The 19,988-nt window shown below is 34.6% G+C and carries 21 protein-coding genes; 11 read left to right on the forward strand and 10 right to left on the reverse strand.

The features are described 5' to 3' along the window. Nucleotides 1-888: 888 nt before the first annotated feature. Nucleotides 889-1,587, forward strand: coding sequence for a sugar transferase (locus tag F6K15_RS04575; RefSeq protein ID WP_293057631.1), 699 nt, complete (start codon nt 889-891; stop codon nt 1,585-1,587). A 735-nt stretch (nt 1,588-2,322) separates the two neighbouring features. Here the strand turns inward: F6K15_RS04575 and F6K15_RS04580 are convergent. The 3 genes from F6K15_RS04580 to ribE form a co-directional block, all read right to left on the reverse strand. Then, nucleotides 2,323-2,991, reverse strand: coding sequence for an ester cyclase (locus F6K15_RS04580; protein ID WP_293057634.1), 669 nt, complete (start codon nt 2,989-2,991; stop codon nt 2,323-2,325). Nucleotides 2,992-3,249: 258 nt separating this feature from the next. Then, nucleotides 3,250-3,828, reverse strand: coding sequence for a GNAT family N-acetyltransferase (locus F6K15_RS04585; RefSeq protein WP_293057637.1), 579 nt, complete (start codon nt 3,826-3,828; stop codon nt 3,250-3,252). Nucleotides 3,829-4,214: 386 nt separating this feature from the next. Next, nucleotides 4,215-4,928, reverse strand: coding sequence for a riboflavin synthase (gene ribE / locus F6K15_RS04590; RefSeq protein WP_293057640.1), 714 nt, complete (start codon nt 4,926-4,928; stop codon nt 4,215-4,217). 290 nt (nt 4,929-5,218) lie between these two features. Here ribE and F6K15_RS04595 point away from each other — a divergent pair, with 290 nt between their 5' ends. From F6K15_RS04595 to F6K15_RS04605, 3 genes are all read left to right on the forward strand, one after another. Further along, nucleotides 5,219-5,725, forward strand: a complete 507-nt coding sequence (locus tag F6K15_RS04595) for a bifunctional nuclease family protein (RefSeq protein WP_293057643.1) — start codon at nt 5,219-5,221, stop codon at nt 5,723-5,725. A gap of 473 nt (nt 5,726-6,198) precedes the next feature. Continuing rightward, nucleotides 6,199-7,314, forward strand: coding sequence for an aldo/keto reductase (locus tag F6K15_RS04600; RefSeq protein ID WP_293057645.1), 1,116 nt, complete (start codon nt 6,199-6,201; stop codon nt 7,312-7,314). A gap of 1,359 nt (nt 7,315-8,673) precedes the next feature. Continuing rightward, nucleotides 8,674-9,225: a gamma-glutamylcyclotransferase gene (locus F6K15_RS04605; RefSeq protein WP_293057648.1), complete on the forward strand. Its 552-nt coding sequence runs from the start codon at nt 8,674-8,676 to the stop codon at nt 9,223-9,225. A 403-nt stretch (nt 9,226-9,628) separates the two neighbouring features. Here F6K15_RS04605 and F6K15_RS04610 read toward each other — a convergent pair whose 3' ends face one another. Genes F6K15_RS04610 through F6K15_RS04620 form a run of 3 tightly spaced genes read right to left on the reverse strand, consistent with a single transcriptional unit; the run spans nt 9,629 to nt 11,072 of the window. Next, nucleotides 9,629-9,808, reverse strand: coding sequence for a hypothetical protein (locus F6K15_RS04610; protein ID WP_293057651.1), 180 nt, complete (start codon nt 9,806-9,808; stop codon nt 9,629-9,631). Continuing rightward, nucleotides 9,805-10,650, reverse strand: a complete 846-nt coding sequence (locus tag F6K15_RS04615) for a M56 family metallopeptidase (RefSeq protein ID WP_293057654.1) — start codon at nt 10,648-10,650, stop codon at nt 9,805-9,807. Before F6K15_RS04615 ends, F6K15_RS04610 begins: the two co-directional genes overlap by 4 nt. Next, entirely contained in the window at nt 10,650-11,072 is a 423-nt protein-coding gene (locus tag F6K15_RS04620; protein ID WP_293057657.1) for a BlaI/MecI/CopY family transcriptional regulator, read from the reverse strand. The genes F6K15_RS04615 and F6K15_RS04620 overlap by 1 nt, the downstream gene beginning before the upstream one ends. Before the next feature lie 215 nt (nt 11,073-11,287). On the opposite strand from F6K15_RS04620, the gene petE reads away from it, so the two are divergent. From petE to F6K15_RS04645, 5 genes are all read left to right on the forward strand, one after another. After that, complete coding sequence (petE, locus tag F6K15_RS04625; protein WP_293057660.1) at nt 11,288-11,689, forward strand: plastocyanin; 402 nt, start codon at nt 11,288-11,290, stop codon at nt 11,687-11,689. A 688-nt stretch (nt 11,690-12,377) separates the two neighbouring features. Beyond that, nucleotides 12,378-12,710: a cytochrome c6 PetJ gene (gene petJ, locus F6K15_RS04630; RefSeq protein ID WP_293057663.1), complete on the forward strand. Its 333-nt coding sequence runs from the start codon at nt 12,378-12,380 to the stop codon at nt 12,708-12,710. Nucleotides 12,711-13,626: 916 nt separating this feature from the next. Then, a complete protein-coding gene (locus tag F6K15_RS04635) occupies nt 13,627-14,556 on the forward strand; it encodes a tetratricopeptide repeat protein (protein ID WP_293057666.1) in 930 nt (309 codons plus the stop codon). 805 nt (nt 14,557-15,361) lie between these two features. After that, nucleotides 15,362-15,736 carry a hypothetical protein gene (locus tag F6K15_RS04640; RefSeq protein ID WP_293057669.1) on the forward strand — a complete coding sequence of 125 codons (375 nt, stop codon included), beginning with the start codon at nt 15,362-15,364 and terminating at the stop codon, nt 15,734-15,736. A 347-nt stretch (nt 15,737-16,083) separates the two neighbouring features. Then, complete coding sequence (locus F6K15_RS04645; protein ID WP_293057672.1) at nt 16,084-16,455, forward strand: hypothetical protein; 372 nt, start codon at nt 16,084-16,086, stop codon at nt 16,453-16,455. 696 nt (nt 16,456-17,151) lie between these two features. On the opposite strand, the gene F6K15_RS04650 is transcribed toward F6K15_RS04645, so the two are convergent. Then, the gene (locus F6K15_RS04650) at nt 17,152-17,526 is read right to left on the reverse strand and encodes a XisI protein (protein WP_293057675.1); all 375 of its coding nucleotides are present in this window, start codon (nt 17,524-17,526) and stop codon (nt 17,152-17,154) included. Between the two features lie 301 nt (nt 17,527-17,827). On the opposite strand from F6K15_RS04650, the gene F6K15_RS04655 reads away from it, so the two are divergent. Both F6K15_RS04655 and F6K15_RS04660 read left to right on the forward strand, forming a co-directional pair. Further along, entirely contained in the window at nt 17,828-18,025 is a 198-nt protein-coding gene (locus F6K15_RS04655) for a hypothetical protein (protein WP_293057678.1), read from the forward strand. A gap of 21 nt (nt 18,026-18,046) precedes the next feature. Beyond that, complete coding sequence (locus F6K15_RS04660; protein WP_293057681.1) at nt 18,047-18,646, forward strand: hypothetical protein; 600 nt, start codon at nt 18,047-18,049, stop codon at nt 18,644-18,646. Nucleotides 18,647-18,747: 101 nt separating this feature from the next. On the opposite strand, the gene F6K15_RS04665 is transcribed toward F6K15_RS04660, so the two are convergent. The 3 genes from F6K15_RS04665 to F6K15_RS38110 form a co-directional block, all read right to left on the reverse strand. Continuing rightward, complete coding sequence (locus tag F6K15_RS04665) at nt 18,748-18,930, reverse strand: hypothetical protein (RefSeq protein ID WP_293057684.1); 183 nt, start codon at nt 18,928-18,930, stop codon at nt 18,748-18,750. Between the two features lie 288 nt (nt 18,931-19,218). Next, nucleotides 19,219-19,494 (reverse strand): hypothetical protein, encoded by a 276-nt coding sequence (locus F6K15_RS04670; RefSeq protein WP_293057687.1) that lies wholly within the window; start codon nt 19,492-19,494, stop codon nt 19,219-19,221. Nucleotides 19,495-19,817: 323 nt separating this feature from the next. Next, nucleotides 19,818-19,988, reverse strand: a 171-nt coding sequence (locus F6K15_RS38110) for a hypothetical protein (protein ID WP_363267345.1), incomplete at its 5' end; no start/stop codon positions are given.

Below are 19,988 nucleotides of genomic sequence, written 5' to 3' on the forward strand. Positions count from 1 at the left end.
ACGCGCACTGCTATATAGAACCCATTTGGTATCTATTTAAAAAGGAGATGGGGAGATGGGGAGATGGGGATGGGAGTATTTTTCTACCTCCTTGGTGCGCTACCAGGTTTGCTATTGGGCGACGTGGGGTCTCATCCGCTTTTTCCCCATTCTCGTTCCTGAATTTCCACTGGCTCACTCAGACTGAGGAGGGAAGCCAAAAGCACATACCGCGTCCAAAAATACCACTCAGGGGTTCTATAGAACCCCTGATCGTATCTTCATAAATATGAGCGTTTTTTTAGCTAGGAGTCAGGAGACAGGAGACAGAACGTAAGAGGGAAGAGGGAAGAGGGAAAAGGGAAGAGGGAAGATGTGGGGAGAAATAATACAAAAAACACTCCTTCAGATGATTTTTCCTCAAATATTTCCTTATTCCTCTATTTCCTATTCTCTACTCTCTACTCCCTGCTTCCTTTTCACTCAAATTCATTGTCAAGCTCCTAAAGAAGGTACTGCTACATAGCACAGGTAACGGAATATGGAGCAGCAAATATTTATCTAAAATCTTATTTATTGTTTAAAAAAACATCTAAGGATTTCTCATTACAAACGATTGTGTTAAATTATACTATTTTTTGTGATTTGAGTTACATAATGTTTTATTCGCTCTACAAACACCAGAAAACATAAAAGCAAAAGTTATTAATTTTACATGATATTTTTTCTATTTCCGGAAGATTTGATGATGGATTAGCAAAAAAACACATAAACTTTAAAAAACGGCTGATATTTGTAAAGATTCAGTAAAGTGGGGGATTTAACCCTACCACCTTGAATCTAGATATTCTAAGATATATGTATAAAAGTTATCCATAAATTAAAACACAATATCAGAGTGCTAATGTTATGAATACATCTAACTTATCAGTCTCCTCAAATATGAATTCTCTAGTAGTTCTAGAACATAAATACTCAGCTAACTTGTATAAACAAGTAGCTCATCCCTCTGTTAATAGTCTAAGCAAGCGCCTGATTGATATTTTAGGAGCCTTAGTTGGGTTAGCGATCGCAGGAGCATTTGCAATTCCTGTATTTATAGTTATGCAATTTGATAGTCCCGGCCCGCTATTTTTCAGTCAGGTTCGCTGTGGTTTTAAGGGTAAAACTTTTTGGATCAGGAAGTTTCGTTCAATGGTTGTTGATGCAGAAAAACTGAAGCACTTAGTCAAAAATGAAGCAAAAGGTAACATCTTTAAAAATGAGAAAGATCCTAGAATAACTCGTATAGGTCGCTTTCTGCGTCGGACTAGCTTAGATGAGCTACCTCAATTCTGGAATGTTCTCAAAGGAGATATGAGTTTAGTTGGAACTCGCCCTCCCACTGTTGATGAAGTCAAATATTATGAAGCTCATCACTGGCGCAGACTGGATATCAAACCTGGTATGACTGGAGAATGGCAGGTTAATGGTCGTTCTAGTGTGAAAGACTTTGAGGAAATAGTGTGTATGGATATTGACTATCAGGAAAAATGGTCTATTGCATACGATCTCAAGTTAATATGGAAAACAATTTGGGTGGTATTTCATAAATCAGGTGCATGTTAGTTATACTTTTTTCGGGGTTTCTCAGCAGACAGAGACTTTAATGCTGTTGTTAACCTAGAAAACTATGTAAGTCAGTAGGTGGAGTTCCCACCGATTTGAAGCCTGCTCTCGAAGATAAGTTACAGACTGCGGTCAGTGGTCTTCTGTGAGACAGGAAGCTAGCTCCAAAGCTCATGCAATTCCGGCTTGGGTAAGTTTGGGTAAGTTTAGTAGAACGGTTCAATTCTGCATTTCTCAGAAATATATAGGACTTACGCAGTAGAACCTATTTTCGTTATTGCGACGACCCACAAGGAAGCAATATCAAACGCTACTTTTTCGTGCCTCGGTGCGTAAGTCCTGAATAGATTTGAGATGTTGCTTAATGCTACTAAAATAGGAGTTATTTTGAAACTAAGAGAAAAATTCTAATTATTCCGCAGCAAATTAGATTTAATTAGTTATTAATTATATTATATGGAATTGTTAAGCTACTATCTTTGCTGATGCAGAGCTTCCGTTAATTATTCATAGGACTTACGCACCTGCGACGTATTTTCGTCTGAAGCGACCCACAGGTAAGCAATCTCAAACCCTAGGTTTTCGTACCTCATGCGTAAGTCCTGATTCAAATAAGCGTGGGTATCTCTAACAAGATGGGAGCAAGATGCTCCCACTCCCTAATAATTAAATTTTGAAAGACCACTACTATATCTTCTATCTTGAATTATAGCCTAGTCTTTTGAAATAATTCGCTTATTTTTGACTATGAAATGGGCAACCACCAGCCGTTAAATCTTTGATAAATTTACTATTATCAAAATAATGTTCTACAGACAAAATTTTTAAATCTTCAGTTACTCTCGCAATACTAATGCCAATAATTTCGATTGTTTCACCAGTAGGTTGATATTCTTTAAAATTACCTTTAAAAGTCCCCCAATGTCGCCATTTAAAAGTAACATTTGGCGGTCCAGAAAGCACTTCTATTACTTCCCAGAGAAACCCATTGGGAAAAGCTGTAAGAAAAGTTTCAAAGGATGATTCAAAGGTTTCTTTGTCAGGGTCATAATGTTTATTTTTACTAATAAAAAGATTATATGTCCCGTGTTTTCCTGCTTCCTGAGCAGTATATTCTTTTCCTCCATTACTACTCATGCGAAATTTATCGGCAACAACAGATAACCACTGTTCAGGATTAATTTTATTAGATGCTTCCATCTCAAAAGTTCTGACTAGGTTATGAGTGATCGCTTCTAAAGAACCTTCTGGATGATCGTATTTACTCTCTTGTTGAAAAACTCGATCATTGTGAGAATAATCTGGTCGTTTTCCGCCTCGCCATTCCACACCTATATCACTAGAAATTACTTTTTCTCTATCTTGCACCCATAGGGGTAGATTTGTAGAATTAGTATTACTCATATAATTTTTCTTGCTAGGATGAAGTACAATTTTTTTAATTTTAGAGGATATACAACAGGATAAAAAAAGTATAATCTTTTACTTCTTCGCCATAAAAAATGCTATACTTATCCTCAATTATTTGAGTGGATTTACACTTTCATTAATTTACTAGATTATTTATTGTTGCCATAGTTTATTACATAATGATTTAATTTTTTTGATGACAAGTCAATTGGGAATTAAAAACATTAATCAACCTTATTCCTTTTTTCCTCTTCATTTTTCCAGCAAGTAAAAATCATCTTGACTAAAACTATATTTAACACCTTGTTGTTGAGATTTTGAATAAACAAAATTTCGTTCAAATTTTAATCCCACTTTTTCCATCACTCGAATAGATGCTTTATTTTCTAACAATGCACTTGCTGCTACTTGCTGTATTTCCCACTCTAAAAAACCTTTCCGAATTAAGGCTTTTGAACCTTCAGTTGCATATCCTTTTCCCCAAACTTTTCTTTGTAACCGATAACCAAGTTCAATATCATTCTCTTGATACAATGCTGCTCCCATATAACTATCTAAACCAGGTCGAAAATGAAACCAACCAACAAATTTATTACTTAACTTTTCAATAGCTGCCCAAAAACCATAACTCTGATATTGTTGGTAATACCTGAAAACTTTAGGCAAAAATCCATTTTTAATCTCATCGTAGCTTGTAGGTGTTCCTGAGCGATCGCCTAATTTTGTATATCGAGTTACTTCTGGGTCACTATCTAACTCAAATAATAATTCTGTATCAGCTTCGGTAAACTCTCGTAAAACTAATCTTTCTGTCTCTAGAAAAATCTTCATTATTTGACCTCAACTCTCACTAATTAGGGCTTGCTGATTAAATATAAAAGTATTTATAGATAAAGGTTTTAGCTGTTTTAGGTTTAAAAAAAGTGCCAGCTTTTCGGTCAAAAAAGCTCAAAAAAACTAGCATTTTGTGCAAGAGTTGGGCAGAAAAATTAAGGGACAATTCTTACTCTTACCTCCTCTACATTCCCTGTTCATCCTGTCTCCTGTATTCCCCTCCCCTCCTGGGAGGGGTTAGGGGTGGGTTGTCTCCTGTCTCCTACAAAGAGCAAAAAGACTTTTTCAGCAAACCCTAATTATCCTTGATTATTTATAATTTTTCTTCAGTTAAACAAAGTTTTTATCCTTAACTTTACCAGCAGGAAAAATGTTTCCTCACTTTAAATAAAACCGTTTTCACTCAAAAATTCTGGTGTAATATCTTTGAAACTATTAACATGAGAATTTCCTGCCAAAACTGAATGGTTATTAGAGTTATGACATAGAAACTTAGCCACATATTTACCAAGAATATCTACCTCTATATTCACTAAACTACTTGTTTTTAAATGACACAAGTTTGTTTCATTGAAACTGTGGGGAATAACTGCTACTTCAAACCAGTTGCCATCCACATCACAATCAGCCACAGTTAAACTAATACCATTAACTGCAATACTTCCTTTAGACACAATATAGGGAGCTATCTGACGTTGCCACCTGTCGTCCTTTGTTTGTGAAGCTGTAAATCTCATCTCCCAGGCATTAATTGTTTCCACAGAAGTTTGCAAGCATCCAACCCCGTCAATATGACCAGTAACAAAATGGCCTCCTAGTTTACTACCTGCTCGCAATGAAGTCTCAAGATTCACATACCTATCCGATCTTTGGCCTAATGTACTACGTTGTAAAGTCTCAGGTGATACGATCGCTACAAATCCTTGAGCTAAAATGTCTATTACTGTTAGACAAACACCATCTACAGCTACACTATCACCAATGGCCAAATCTTCCAAGATGATTTTACTGCCACTAGATGATCCCAGAGAAACTAAAATTTGGCTTTCTTCTAAAAGCTTAATTTTTCCTAAAGCTTGAATCAATCCTGTAAACACTGTTTTTCCTCTGATTAATTAATTAAATATTAGTTAAATTTTATGAACGCAAACTCTATTAATATTCCGTGAGCAGCAATGATAATCTTGAAATTACACGGTTGTTATATCATAGTGAGCGATTAGTTAAGGTAGACACCATACTCTCAAAGAGAGAAGATAATAAATAAATGTAAAAATGACTCATATAGGTAAATATCAAGTCATACTAAAAATTACTTGATCCTTATCTATACTTACTTACATTCTATATAGCTTGACAAAAATTATTATAAAATGAGGCCGAGCCAATGATTGAAATGAAAGTTGCTGGAATAGCATTGGATGCATCAACACGCAATCCAATTGTATTGTTAAGAGATGGTACGGAGCGACGTGCTTTGCCCATCTATATAGGTCAAGACCAGGCCAAGGCAATTATCAGCGCTCTGGAAAACCATCAGCCACCACGTCCATTGACTCATGACCTCACGGTCAGTATTTTAGAATCACTAAGTGGGGTGTTGGAAAAAGTAGTAATTCACTCATTGCAAGATAACACGTTCTATGCAGTGCTAATTATCAAGCAAGGAGAAACTAAAAAAGAGATTGATGCAAGGCCCAGTGATGCGATCGCTATTGCTCTCCGTACCAATAGTCCCATCTGGGTTATGGAAGAAGTCGTAGCAGATGCCTCAATTCCAGTAGACCGAGATGCAGATGAGGCAGAAAGGCAAGCCTTTAAGGACTTTATATCAAAACTTCGCCCTGAAGATTTAATCAAACGTGGTGGTTCTAGCACTGGTGAATTATCTTAATACCATTTAAAGAAAATTAAAAATACAAAAGTTAAAGAAGATTTATTTAGCTGAAAACTTTTGAAAGTTTATTTGAACCGAAAAATTTGGGTCTGAAGTCTCCTCTTTTAAGAGGATAGGAAAAAGAAGATTTCATATTTTCAATCCTAATGCTTGAGCTAGAGGTACTGAAGTCCGCAGTTCCGACCATAGGAGGCTAATTGAAATAACCTTGGCCAACTGATAAATAGTGGTTAGGACTCATGTATTACCTATGTCAGATTCTATACTGTTTGATTCACTAAAACTTAGAGGGGAACTGGTATATATAGGAACGAGTTAGTTAGGACTTATGTTGATGATGAACCTGATACAGACAAAAGCTTTTACTACTGTTGCCTGTTGCCAGATGAGCTGTTGCCTGTTATATAGGATATGTAGGAAGAAGCGATCGCTAAATAGTAAAACTAAAAACTAAAAACTAAAATATATAGGTGCACTACCGCAGGTTTGGCAAAACGAACTTAAACCTCTCAGTTTTTTCTTTGGGAACTATGCGATACTTGGTATCTCAGGAAAATGCTGTAGAAACGATCAAGCAAGCTGTGAATATGGGAATTAACCATATAGAAACAGCTAGAGGTTATGGTAAAAGTGAAAAATATTTGGGTGCAGCCTTAGTTTCTGAGCTACAGCGTACCCAACTTTATATCACAACAAAAATTACACCCACAAGAGATGTCGGTTTGATAGAGCGCTATATAAATGAATCTCTAGAAAACCTGAATACAGACTATTTAGACTTTTTGGCTATTCATGGCATTAATACTTGGGAACATTTAGAAATTACCCTTCATGGAATTAAAGCACTACATAAAATGATCGATGATGGGCGAGTTAGACACATTGGTTTTTCTACTCATGGCCCTTTAGATGTAATTTTAGCGACTATTAGTACTGACTTTTTTCAATTTATTAATTTACATTACTATTACTTTTTCCAACATAATGCTCCTGCAATAGAGTTAGCCAAACAAAAAGATATGGGGATTTTTATTATTTCTCCAGCAGATAAAGGTGGGCAATTATATACACCATCTTCTACCCTTGAGAAATTATGTCAACCTTTTTCCCCATTAGAATTAAATTATCGATTTTTATTAAGTGACCCGAGAATAACAACCCTCAGTGTGGGTGCTGCTAGGCCACAAGAATTAGAATGGCCTCTGAGTATCAGCGATCGCACAGAACCTCTCACTCCTCAAGAAGTTGAGATATTTCAGCGTTTGGAAAATCAGGCTTTAACAAAGTTAGGCACAGAAAAATGTAGCCAATGTTATGCTTGTTTGCCATGTCCAGAAAATATTCAGATTCCAGAAGTCTTGAGATTAAGAAATTTGAGTGTAGCCTACGATATGACAGAATTCGGTAAGTATCGATATGGGATGTTTGAAAATGCAGGTCATTGGTTTCCAGGTAATAAAGGAAGTCGATGTACTGAATGTGGCGAATGTTTACCCAGGTGTCCAGAAAATTTAGATATACCGAGTTTGTTGAAAGATACCCATCAAAAACTTAAGGGTTCCTCTGGTCGTCGGTTATGGGATTAAAGAAGGCAGAAGGCAGAAGGCAGAAGGCAGAAGGCAGAAGCAAGAAGGAAAAAATCTTGCTTTGTCTGAGTTTTCAGCTTTTGATATGTTTTAACCTTTGCTTCGACTGCTATAAAAAATCCTCAGCTAGGAACCTATCCAACTATTTTTAACAGGATTATTTGTTTAAGGAAAATGTATCTGAAAAGCTGAATTTTCTATTTTTAACCCTCAAAATATAAGGCAGAAGGTAGAAGATTGCTTTGTCTGAGTTTTCAGCTTTTGATATGTTTTAATCTTTGCTTCGACTGCTATAAAAAATCCTCAGCTAGGAACCTATCCAACTATGTTTAACAGGATTATTTGTTTAAGGAAAATGTATCTGAAAAGCTGAATTTTCTATTTTTAACCCTCAAAATATAAGGCAGAAGGTAGAAGATTGCTTTGTCTGAGTTTTCAGCTTTTGATATGTGCTAATCTTTGCTTCGACTGCTATAAAAAATCCTCAGCTAGGAACCTATCCAACTATTTTTAACAGGATTATTTGTTTAAGGAAAATGTATCTGAAAAGCTGAATTTTCTATTTTTAACCCTCAAAATATAAGGCAGAAGGTAGAAGATTGCTTTGTCTGAGTTTTCAGCTTTTGATATGTGCTAATCTTTGCTTCGACTGCTATAAAAAATCCTCAGCTAGGAACCTATCCAACTATTTTTAACAGGATTATTTGTTTAAGGAAAATGTATCTGAAAAGCTGAATTTTCTATTTTTAACCCTCAAAATATAAGGCAGAAGTAGAATATTGCCTTGTCTGAGTTTTCAGCTTTTAATATGTGCGAATCTTTGCTTCAACTGCTATAAAAAATCCTCAGCTAGGAACCTATCCAACTATTTTTAACAGGATTATTTGTTTAAGTAATATGAAATACGAAAAATTGTGCAAATATACGAGTTTCACCATCTCCCTATCTCTTCATCAATCTTTGGTAGGAAACATTAACGTATTTCATATAAAGTGTATCTAAAAAGCTTAATCTTTTGTTTTTAGCTCTCAAAATATTTAGAGTTTTTAGCAAAAACTTTATTACTGGGATAGGTTCAAGTCAACAAAATTATTTGTATATTTACTAATTAATACAAGCTGAACCTTTTGAATAATTATAGGACTTACGCAGTACAATGTACCACACTCCCCATCCCCCCATCTCCCCACACTCCATATCCCCATCTCCCCACACTCCATATCCCAGATAAAAACGCTATATTGTGCAAAATCTAACAGAAAAAAGTATCAAACATTCTGCACAATTTAATGTATATGCTCCAATCAAATTTGTCATTCTAGACATATACTAACTCATAGTTTCAAATCAATAACTAAGATGAACAAGCAGACTTCTACAGAGAAAAAGTTTTATTACTTTGCCTATGGATCTTGTATGTGTCCTGTAGACTTAAAAAGAACCATGGGAGAAAATACTCATTCTTACGTCATAGGTCCGGCTACACTTAAAGGATATAGAATTGGATTTTATCGTTATTTAGAAAAGCGTAATTGTGGAGCATTAGATGTAGTCAAAGACCCGAATTCTAATGTAGAAGGAGTGCTTTATCATTTACCTTTAAGGTTACGCTCTAACCTAGATGAAAGAGAAACTGTAAAATTCGATTTTATTAAACAAATTCACTGCGGTGGTTATCGACCAGAAATAGTTCAGGTATATAGTCAGGGGAAATTATATAGCGAGGTTTGTACCTATACTGTTATAGATAAATTGCCCCAAGAATTAGCTCCTAATGATTGGTATTTGAATGTTGTACTTAGAGGTGCTATAACTTGCGGACTTTCTGAAGAATATTGTTGGAAATTGTTTGAACATATGCATAATTTACAGCATCAGAAAAGACAGCAATATTTCTTGTCAGCAGCTTAGATATCAAAAGTAAAAAGTCAAAAGTTATCTCTGACTTACTTTCAGCATTTAGTATTGTCCTAACCCAATTGTGTAGTGCTATATATCTCTGGGTTAAAAAAGGCAGAAAATGAAAATCTATCAAGAAATTTAGGGGGTTTTTCACTACCCTCTAAATTCTGGCGTTTCATGTCTTGATTGAGATTTTTTTTTTCTTTATTTAATGTGAATCTAATTACTCTAGAGCATTTTTTTTGCTAAAAACGATTAAATCACAATTTACAGCATATTGCACATAGATGAGGTACAAATATAAATGGTAAAGTGTTTGTATTGCGGGCATTTTGCCCGCGACTGGTGTACCTCACTAATATGAAATATGCTGTATATCATGTCCCGATAATAGCGCGAGAAACAAAAATTCTTATCCTCTTCCTTCTTCCTTCTTCCTTCCTTCTTCCTTCTTCCTTCCTTCTTCCTCCTTCCTTCTTCCTTCTTCCTTCTTCCTTCTTCCTTCTTCCTTCTTCCTTCTTCCTTCTTCCTTCTTCCTTCTTCCTTCTTCCTTCTTCCTTCTTCCTTCTTCCTTCCTTCTTCCTTCTTTCACTGATGAAATAACATAGTCATTAAAGGGAAACAATTTAACAATATCCAACTACAAAACCAGTAATTATTTTGCTGTATAGAAAAATCTGGTTCCCCTAATAACGCATCAATTCTTTCCGTCAGACGGTTAGGCGGAGTTGTACAACTAAATGCAGCAGAAAAATTAGCTGTCTGAGTTAAGCGATCGCTCACCATTAACAACAAAGTCTCCGCCAATAATAATCCATCAACTTGTTTTTTTGCCCACTGATCGGCACGCACTTCTCGAAGAGTCAAAAGTTCATGCCACAACATTTCAGTATTTGGTAAAAAAGGCGCAATTTTTCCTAACCAACCGAACCAAAAAAACCAAAAATTATCTCGATAATAATAATGCGCTTGTTCATGATTTAAAACTGCATAAAGTTGCTCGGAATTTAATCTTTCTACAAGTCCTTTACTAACTACTAACTGAGAATTCCAAAAGCCTATTTGGGCACTAAATAAAATAGGATTATCCAGTAAACGTAATGATTTACCCTTAATCATTATCTGAGGATAATTATTCACCTTTTGTACAGACCGCCAACCTTGATAACCTAAAATCAAACCTAAAATAGCTGTCCATCCACAAAAGCTCCAGGCCAATAAATAACTAAACCATCCAGTAGATAGTCCCAGCATCTCTCCTTGATGACCCATACAAATAACTGCAATGGCCGTCGTAATTAATATGATGGGAGGTGAAATAAATAACAGCAGCGATCGCTCCCAACGTTGGCCCCAATTACGGGGAGTCAAAAAGTCAGCTTTTCTGAGGCCATAAGATAACCCAACAGCTCCCAAAATGATGATCAGGTGCATTATCCTTTTTCCTCCCTAACTTTGCGTATAGCTTTTAGCTTTTCGGCGATCGCTTCTATTTGCTCGATACTAGCAGAATCTAGACTATCGGCAAAAGAGGCCACCAAATCTGGGTTTCCCACTTCCAGAAATTTATTTAATTGTTGATGCGCTCTCAACATTTCAGCTTCTCGACGAGAAATTAAAGGTCGCCATACAAAAGCACGCTCACTTTCATCACAAATTAACCAACCCTTTTGAGTTAGGCGACGTAGCACTGTAGTTACTGAAGTATAAGCTAGTTCCCGGTCAGGGTCAGCCAGAATATATTCATGTACCTGTTTGACTGTGACACAATCTAATTTCCAAACAATATTCAAAATCTCTGTTTCCAGAGGGCCTAAAGACATTTGTTGTGGACGGTGATCTGGTAAAGTACTCATTATTTTTTATTTTTAGATTTTGACAACACCGTAGTTTAAATTTCTCCCTTTATTCTGCTAAATTATTTAAGTATGACAATCTGTCGTTTTACAACGAAAAATCTCCATAAATTAGATTTTTATCTAAACAGAATCAGGATTTCAGGTTTTTTTGGAGATATCTATTGTAAAATTATCTCTGGATACATAATAATTTTAAAAGAACAGGAGTAAAAATGCGTTTTATTTCTTCACTTTCCAAATCTGTAGCACTACTAGCTTCCGTAGTAATGCTAGTTATTAGTAGTCTAGTATTTTCTCATCCAGCAGAAGCAGCAAACCATACAGTAACAATGGGTGCTGGTGGACTACAATTTAGTCCTAAGAAAGTAGCTGTTAAGCCTGGTGATACAGTTACATTTAAAAATGGTATGCTCCCACCTCATAATGTAATGTTCAATCCAGCTAAATCACCAGATTCAGAACTGTCCAAATCACTTTCCCACAAAGAAATGGCATCTAAAGCTGGAGAGAGCTTTGATGTAAATATCCCAGCAGATGCTAAGGTCGGTGATTATGAATTCTTCTGTGTTCCTCACCGTGGAGCAGGAATGGTTGGCCATATGGTTGTAGAATAATAGCAGAACTTAAGTGTGAGAAACTACTTTAAAATTGCTTTACTGTAGTTTATTAATGTAATTACAAGGATACTTGTTCTTGTGCAAATTACTAAATAGTTTAGCTCTCATAATACTAATCAAAAATTAGAGTTATCAGTTATAACTCTTAAATATTTCTCCCTCTAAAAATTTATCTATCACAAGTGTTAATAGCTTCCAAAATTAATTATTGTGATTTAGAGATTTTAGGGGGAGAATAATTATTTTTATTATTATTAATATAGCAGTCGAAGGAAAGGTCATTTCAGTTATCAGTTATTAGTTATCAGTACCTCTCTCTGCCTGTTTGTGCAGCATGACCTAGGAAAGTCAGAGGCTTGAAATATTAAACTTTATTTTTTTTCATCCCCTTGAAAGAGGAGGCTTCAGACCTTATTTTTTGATTAATACAGTTCAAAAGTTTAAAACTCAAACAACGTTAAAAATTTTCCTTCTTCCCTCTTTTTTCTTCCTTAGTCCCTCTACTATAAAACACTCTAAAACATCAGTACAAATTAAAAATGTAGTATGAAAAACTTTTTAATAATGGTTAATTTTATTTTTATGTTTGACAGGCTGTCGTTTGACTTAATATAAAGGTGCAATTTACAATCAACAACGCAGATTTAATAATTTTCTGTATATGTATTGAGAGAGGAGAACAAAATTGAAAAAATTACTATCAATTGTGGTATTGGCCATAGCTTTTTTTGTTGTTGCTGTACAACCCCCCGCTTTAGCCGCAGACTCAGTTCATGGAAAGCAGATATTCCAAGGTAATTGTAACGCTTGCCATTTGGGAGGTAAGAATACCGTTAACCCACAAAAGACTCTAAGTAAGGAAGATTTAGAAAAATATGGTATGTTCAGTGCAGATAAAATTATCTACCAGGTAACAAATGGTAAGAATGCTATGCCAAATTTCAAAAGGCTTGGAGAAGATTCCATTGCAGATGTTGCAGCTTATGTTCTAGAGCAAGCTGAAGGTGGCTGGAAATAATTTAGATAAAAAATTAGCTTCATCTTGAAATAAGTCGGACTTGACTTGTTCGGTGACTATCAACCGCCGTAAACACAAAGTAGTTATTGCTTAGTCAAAAATTACTTCTGTTTATCTGTAGGGGCGAATGGTATTCGCCCTAAATCTGCGTAAGTCCTGACTTTCTTCAAAAAGTATCAAAAGTCTACACAGGTGCAAGCGCTTTCTGTGTATTTAAGTCATTAAAATATTAGCGAGAATAATTTTATTTTCTACTTCACATTGAAAATTTTCTCGTCCTAATAAATTTTTCTTTAACAGTTAGTTGGGGTGAAAATTTAGAGCGAAAGAAATTGCTGAGTTTGCTCTAGATGTTCACCCCAATTTAATATGTAAGCATTTCCTGCGGAATGCTGCGAAACAGCTATCAGAAGTCAGCTATTCCTACGGAATGCTACGCAAACAGCAATTAGTAATGAATAATTACTTCTCAGGTTCTGTCCTGATACTTTGGCAGTAACTTTTTATTCTTTTTCAATTTCAAAGGTTGCTTTTACCTTCCCTAAAATTAATAGCTGAAGTCCGCAGTTCCGACCTAGGAGGCTAGCTAATAGCTGACGGCTAAATGCTTACATTAATATTGAAATAAATATAATAAATTCTAGATAGAACTCGAATAATCAGTTGTAATAAAAACTATTGGAGGCTGATTAGCATTTAATGTAAAAGCCATAGCTTATCAATGGATAATGGATAATTGATAATTGATAATTGCTTAATTTGGTCTAAGACTTCTTCATAAATGAAGAAAATCAAAAGAAAATATTTTTCTTAAGTTCAATCCTCTTCTTTCAAGGAGAGGTAATTATCCATTATTCATTGTTCATTATCAATTGTTGAATATAGCCAATAACTATTATCAATCTTCACAGATATTATGAACAACTTTTATCGATTTCTATTAAGCATTGGCATAGTTTTTGCAGCAATCTTTTTTTCATTCTCCCCACCAATGAAAACTGCAAATGCTAGCTCAGAGAGCGGAATTTATCAAAAATTTTTCACCGAAGGTATAGCTAATACTCAAGATAAAAACTATGAACAAGCAGTTAATAATTTCACCAAAGCAATAGAACTTAATTCTAACTTTGCTAGTGCTTATAGTAATAGATGTTTAGTCTATCTTCAGCAGGAAAAGTACGAGCAAGCGATCGCTGACTGTACCCAAGCTATTAAACTCAACCCAGAAAATCTAGAAGCAAATCTTAATCTAGGTTTAGCCTACTACAACATTAGTAATTACCAACAAGCTATTGCAGAATATACCAAAGTCCTTAATCAAAATCATAACGATTTTCGTGCTTTATATAATCGAGGTTTAGCTAATTTTGAACTGAAAAATTATCAGAAAGCTGTAGTTGACTATAACCTAGTTTTAGCAAATACCAAGCAAGACCATAATTTTGATCGAGCAGATATCTATAACGAGCGAGGTTTAGCATATTTAATGTCAAAAAAAATGCACAAGGCAATGGCAGATTTTTCTGATGCTATTAATATTGATGCTAATAATTCCAGAGCTTATTTAAACCGAGGTTGTGTCTGTAGCAAAATGGGAAATATAGAAGGAGCAATGGAAGATTTTAGCAAAACTCTACAACTTAATCCCCATGAAGCTCAAGCTTATTTAAACCGAGGACTATTACACAACCACCAGGGACTTTATCAAGCAGCAATTCAAGACTGGCAAGCTGCAGCAAAATGTTTCTGCGATGGAGGAGATATGGTAGCTTATCATCACACTCAAGCTCTAATTAATCAACTACAAACATGGCTCCTATCATCTAATCAAACTGCTATTGCTTGATATAACTACTGAATTTTTCATGGTCTCACCTTGATTTTTCATCCTCTCTCTATAGAAACCTCACAAAATTCACCCCAGAAATAGAGAAAATTATTGCTGTAGCCTCAAATATATCATTCCCTGAAGCTCCAAAATCGGCGGCGCAAGTTTTTTTTGCCTTGCATCTCTCAAAAAATTGTGATATGATTTATATATTGGGAGTCGTTCGCCACTATACATGACTTTTTATTCAACGCAAAAACAGAATTTTCTGCCGATAATCATCTTCATTTAGACTCAATTATCAACTTTGACAAAAAGACGAAATAGCTTTAATAGAAACCGACAACATTCACTCCAGAAATAGAAATAGAGAAAATTATTGCTGTAGCCTCAAATATATCATTTCCTGAAGCTCCAAAATCGGCGACGCAAGTTTTTTTTGCCTTGCATCTCCCAAAAAATTGTGATATGATTTATACATTAGGAGTCGTTCGCCCCTGCGCATGACTTTTTATTCAACGCAAAAACCGGATTTATATCATGTTCGGTAGAACAGTTATAAATAAACAACGAAGGAGTCAGTCCTCAGGAGTCAGAAGGGAAGAAAGAAGAAGAAAGAGAAAATTTTTTGGTAGCGTAAGCAGAACGGAGTTCTATCACGCTATTATCCGGACATGATATAAGTATCAAAAAAAATTTAAAGAAATTTTAAACTATTACTTTGACCGAACGTGTCAATCTAATTATGAGAACAAAGTTTGTGTACAGGGATAAAGTAATATCCCTCAAGTACAGAAAATCCTAAACAGAATAAGGAACAACAATGAAAACAACTGTAAATTGGTTAACAAAGTTATTCGTTAGCTCCGTTATCGCACTAGCATTAGTAATAACTTTAGGAGTTCAACAAGTTCAAGCCGCAGTTGCCCCATATTGCTGCACAGGTGAAGTAACAGATTTGCTACCTGGTGAAGTTTGCACCGTTGAATATACAGAAAAATATCCATTTCAGGTTGCTTTTTTAGCAAATGAGTCCAAGTACGAAGAAGCAGTCGTTGAAGTTTATTACAAACATAGTGCTCCAGAATCCGTGTCAATAGATCCAGGTTATGTAGAAGAAGTGTCATTACCTCAAGATGAGAAAGAGTTCTTTTTTCTAGCAGAAGGTGGACCTGTACGTTTTGACTGCTACAAGTAATAGTTAATGATTTCTACAAAACACAAGTAGAAAGAACTGAATAATAATTTGAATACTCAACAGCATCGTTAGTTATAAAGTTGCCACTCAAAAATACTCTGCGGGACTCTATCTATATAGGTCTTGTCAGAGTTTTTTTACGGAATGGGGTTTAATTCTGAATGAAGTGTGACATTAACAATATTTATTTTGCTGTCTTTATTAGCTAAATATTAAAAAAATTAAATCAATCTTAACCTATAACTTTGACGGAACGTGTCAATCTAATTATTAGAACAAAGTTCGTGTACAGGGACAAATTAATATCCCTCAAGTACAGAAAATTCTAAAAAGAACAAGGAATAACCATGAAAAGAACTGTAAGTTGGTTAACAAAATTATTCGTTAGCTCCGTTGTCGCACTAGCATTAGTAATAACTTTAGGAGTTCAACAAGCTCAAGCAGATAGTGACATCCCATATTGCTGCACAGGTGAAGTAACATCTTTGCAACCTGGTGAAGTTTGCACCGTTGAATATACAGAAAAATATCCATTCCAGCTTGCTTCTTTACGAAATGGGTTCAATGAATCAACAGTTGTTGTTTTTTCTGAAGAATTGGTCTCCGTTCCCATATACTTAGACCCATTAGAAGTAAAAAAAGTATCTTTACCCCGCGATCAGAAAGAGGATTTTGTTTTAAGAGATGGTGGACCTATAAGTTTTAAGTGCTACAAGTAATAATTAATGATTTCTGCTAATGTTTTGTAGAAAGAACAGAATCATAATAACTTGAATACTCAACGGCATCGTTAGTTATAAAGTTGCCATTCAAAAATACTCTGCTGGACTCTATTTAGCATAAGTCTTGTCAGAGTTTTTTTTAGGGAATGAGAGTTCATTAATTGATAATTGATCATGGATAATTGATCATGGATAATTGATAATTACCTCGGGTTTTAACCGTTACAGAATTGAATATAAGGAAATATTATTTCTTCTCTTGGTCGATTGGATATGGTTAAGAAACCTATCCATCCCACCCTTCGGGAAGCTCCACTTTTTCCTACGGAATGCTACGCAAATATGTCAGCGACAGCCGTTAACGTGCGTTGTGCGCCAGCAAAACGACAGCTTTTTTCTCCTTAAAAGGGTCGGCTTCAAGGCGCGAATTATTTAATTATTAATTATTAATTATTCGGTAAATTTTGCTTGAGAGGTTGGGTATTAGGAGAATACTTTTTTTTTCTGGAAAATAAAGTAATAAATTGCTTCCAACTTGATCAACCTGACTGCTTAGTATTTTGTCTCAATATCCCTTTCCTCTTCATCAAATCCAATTATTTTAAGGAAGAAGGAAGAGGGAAGACAGGAAGAAGGCTTAAAAGTTGGAAAAAACTTAAATTTCCTGTAGATATTAACGCTAACTTTATATGCTTAATTTGATTTTAACTGCATGGGGCGATCGCTCTCTTCTATTCCTACTCCATAAGCTGTGTAAGGTCTAACTTCAGGAGGTTGCATTCCCAAGACAATTGATTTTGCTGGAATTCCAGCAGCAACTAATTCTTCTGCTATTAAACAGTCAGTATTATTGGCTTTAATCCAAATTTTACCTGCGATAATATCAAGATGAATTATATAGTAATGAATCCGTTTTTCTTGAGACCAACCTAAAGAAATTAACATATATCTATCATTTTCTGAATCAAAAATTGTTTGATTTTCTATCCCACTTTCAGTAGTTGGTATTTCAGCATATTCTGTCAATATTTGTTTAATGATTTGACGATATTTTTCTATGGTATCCATCTGACAATATCCTCTGTTTGTGAATTCAAAATAATTAGTTTTAATCGGTGATTATCCAATAGTATTTGACCAAATTTTTCTCCTTCAAAAAGAACTGTAAAAGCAGTTAATGGAAGAGCAAGATATAACTATCTTTCTGGTTCGGTAATATCATGTTTTCATAAGCGCGTTGTAATAATATTTTGCTGGATTAAGTGAGAGCAAAACCTAACTTACAAAACTACGGTTTTCACCACAGACTGGGTTTAGATAAACCTCGCTATAATATTTAACTATGATTTATTATAGGAGAAAATCTTTAATGAGCGATACAAATAATAATTCTCAACTACAAGAAAAATTAGAGTTATTAAAGCAAGGAAATAGTAAGGATAAAAATTATAATGCTAGAAAAGCATTAGTTAGTGCTATTCCTGCAATAGGTTCACTTGCAGTAACTTTTTATGAGAATTATATTAAGGAACCTTCTAGTCAAAGATTGCATGATTTTTTAGAATAATTAGTACGAAGCTTATACACTTTGCAGGAAAAAATTGAAGCAGTAAGTTTTGATCATCCAACATTTCAGACAACTTTCTTGAAAGCTATCCGTATCGCTGAATGTGAGCATCAGCAAGAAAAATTAGAGGTGTTGAGAAATGCGGTTTTAAATTCGGCTATTCCTAACTCTCTTAAAGATGATATTCAAGCAATCTTTATTAAATGGATTGACGAATTTACTGTGTCTCATATTAGATTGCTCAGAATGCTGCATTATATAGATAATTATAATTACGAAGAATTTTTGGCTAACTTGCCAGATTTAGAGAAAAATCGCGATTTTTATAATCAAATATTAAAGCAATTAAATGATAAAGAATTGATTGAGTTGATAGAAGTACATAAAGCGTTTAAAGATGAAAAAAGTCCATGGATGGCTCAATTTGAGCCGCCAATATTACCAATACTAGAAATAGGTTCATCTCTAGCTGACCGAAGAAAAGAAATTGACTTAACAATTGTCAAGCATACCGAAGATATTGACTCAATTATATCAAATGTAAAATATAACTTTCAAAAAAGTAGAACAACAGATTTAGGAAAACAATTTATTCAGTTTATAGAAAATCCACTTGTTTAACAACAGAATGATAAATACCTCTGACTAGCAAAGAAATTTGCTTTCTTTATTCTCAAAATTAAAGGTTGGGCTAGCTAATAACTAAACCCAACCAAATATGTCTAATTTGACTTTAATTGAAGTAAGCGATCGCGTAATATTTCTGCCTGTTTTTCTGCCTCGGCTAAATTATTCTTTGTTTCCTCTACAAAGAGAGCATCAGCTTTCTTAACAAACTCTGGTTTACTCAACCTTTTAGAAGTAGATAATATCTCTTTTTCTAACTTTCCTAACTTCTTCTCCAACCGAGCAGATCAAGCTTCAATATCTACTACTCCTGATAGTCGTAAGTATGAAAACAATTTTAGAACTGTCAAACATACTAAAAATATTGACAAAATTATCTCAGATGTTAAATATAACTCCCAAAAAAGTAAAACAACAGATTTAGGAAAACAATTTATTCAGTTTATAGAAAATCCAATTGTTTAACAACAGAATGATAAATACCTCTGACTAGCAAAGAAATTTGCTTTCTTTATTCTCAAAATTAAAAGTTGGGCTAGCTCATAACTAAACCCAACCAAATCACCCTAATTTGACTTTAACTGAAGTAGGCGATCGCGTAATATTTCTGCCTGTTTTTCTGCCTCGGCTAAATTATTCTTAGTTTCCTCTACAAAGAGAGCATCAGCTTTCTTAACAAACTCTGGTTTACTCAATCTTTTAGAAGTAGATAATATCTCTTTTTCTAACTTTCCTAACTTCTTATCCAACCGAGCAGATAAAGCTTCAATATCTACTACTCCTGATAGTCGTAAGTATGAAAACAATTTTAGAACTGTCAAACATACTAAAAATATTGACAAAATTATCTCAGATGTTAAATATAACTCCCAAAAAAGTATCACAACAGATTTAGGAAAACAATTTATTGAGTTTATAGAAAATCCACTTGTTTAACAAAAGAATGATAAATACCTCTGACTAGCAAAGAAATTTGCATTCTTTATTTTCAAAATTAATGGTTGGGCTAGCTAATATAGCAATGAGCGCTGGTATATTTACAAATTGCAGGAGGGGCCAAATAGCTAAAAGTCTTATATGATAAGCAATTTATTCCCCCAGATGAGCTGTTGCCTGTTGCCTGTTGCCTGCGCACAGCGCTATAACTAAACCCAACCAAATATACCTAATTTGACTTTAACTGAAGTAAGCGATCGCGTAATATTTCTGCCTGTTTTTCTGCCTCGGCTAAATTATTCTTTGTTTCCTCTACAAAGAGAGCATCAGCTTTCTTAACAAACTCTGGTTTACTCAACCTTTTAGAAGTAGATAATATCTCTTTTTCTAACTTTCCTAA

The sequence above is a fragment of the Okeania sp. SIO2B3 genome (assembly GCF_010672525.1).
Taxonomy (GTDB): Bacteria; Cyanobacteriota; Cyanobacteriia; order Cyanobacteriales; family Microcoleaceae; genus Okeania.

Excerpts from the sequence above, each read along its gene's own strand:
- F6K15_RS04575 (WP_293057631.1), top strand. The coding sequence starts at position 889 with ATGAATACATCTAACTTATCAGTCTCCTCAAATATGAATTCTCTAGTA.
- F6K15_RS04580 (WP_293057634.1), bottom strand. The coding sequence starts at position 2,991 with ATGAGTAATACTAATTCTACAAATCTACCCCTATGGGTGCAAGATAGA.
- F6K15_RS04585 (WP_293057637.1), bottom strand. The coding sequence starts at position 3,828 with ATGAAGATTTTTCTAGAGACAGAAAGATTAGTTTTACGAGAGTTTACC.
- F6K15_RS04595 (WP_293057643.1), top strand. The coding sequence starts at position 5,219 with ATGATTGAAATGAAAGTTGCTGGAATAGCATTGGATGCATCAACACGC.
- F6K15_RS04605 (WP_293057648.1), top strand. The coding sequence starts at position 8,674 with ATGAACAAGCAGACTTCTACAGAGAAAAAGTTTTATTACTTTGCCTAT.
- F6K15_RS04615 (WP_293057654.1), bottom strand. The coding sequence starts at position 10,650 with ATGCACCTGATCATCATTTTGGGAGCTGTTGGGTTATCTTATGGCCTC.
- F6K15_RS04620 (WP_293057657.1), bottom strand. The coding sequence starts at position 11,072 with ATGAGTACTTTACCAGATCACCGTCCACAACAAATGTCTTTAGGCCCT.
- petE (WP_293057660.1), top strand. The coding sequence starts at position 11,288 with ATGCGTTTTATTTCTTCACTTTCCAAATCTGTAGCACTACTAGCTTCC.
- F6K15_RS04635 (WP_293057666.1), top strand. The coding sequence starts at position 13,627 with ATGAACAACTTTTATCGATTTCTATTAAGCATTGGCATAGTTTTTGCA.
- F6K15_RS04640 (WP_293057669.1), top strand. The coding sequence starts at position 15,362 with ATGAAAACAACTGTAAATTGGTTAACAAAGTTATTCGTTAGCTCCGTT.
- F6K15_RS04645 (WP_293057672.1), top strand. The coding sequence starts at position 16,084 with ATGAAAAGAACTGTAAGTTGGTTAACAAAATTATTCGTTAGCTCCGTT.
- F6K15_RS04650 (WP_293057675.1), bottom strand. The coding sequence starts at position 17,526 with ATGGATACCATAGAAAAATATCGTCAAATCATTAAACAAATATTGACA.
- F6K15_RS04655 (WP_293057678.1), top strand. The coding sequence starts at position 17,828 with ATGAGCGATACAAATAATAATTCTCAACTACAAGAAAAATTAGAGTTA.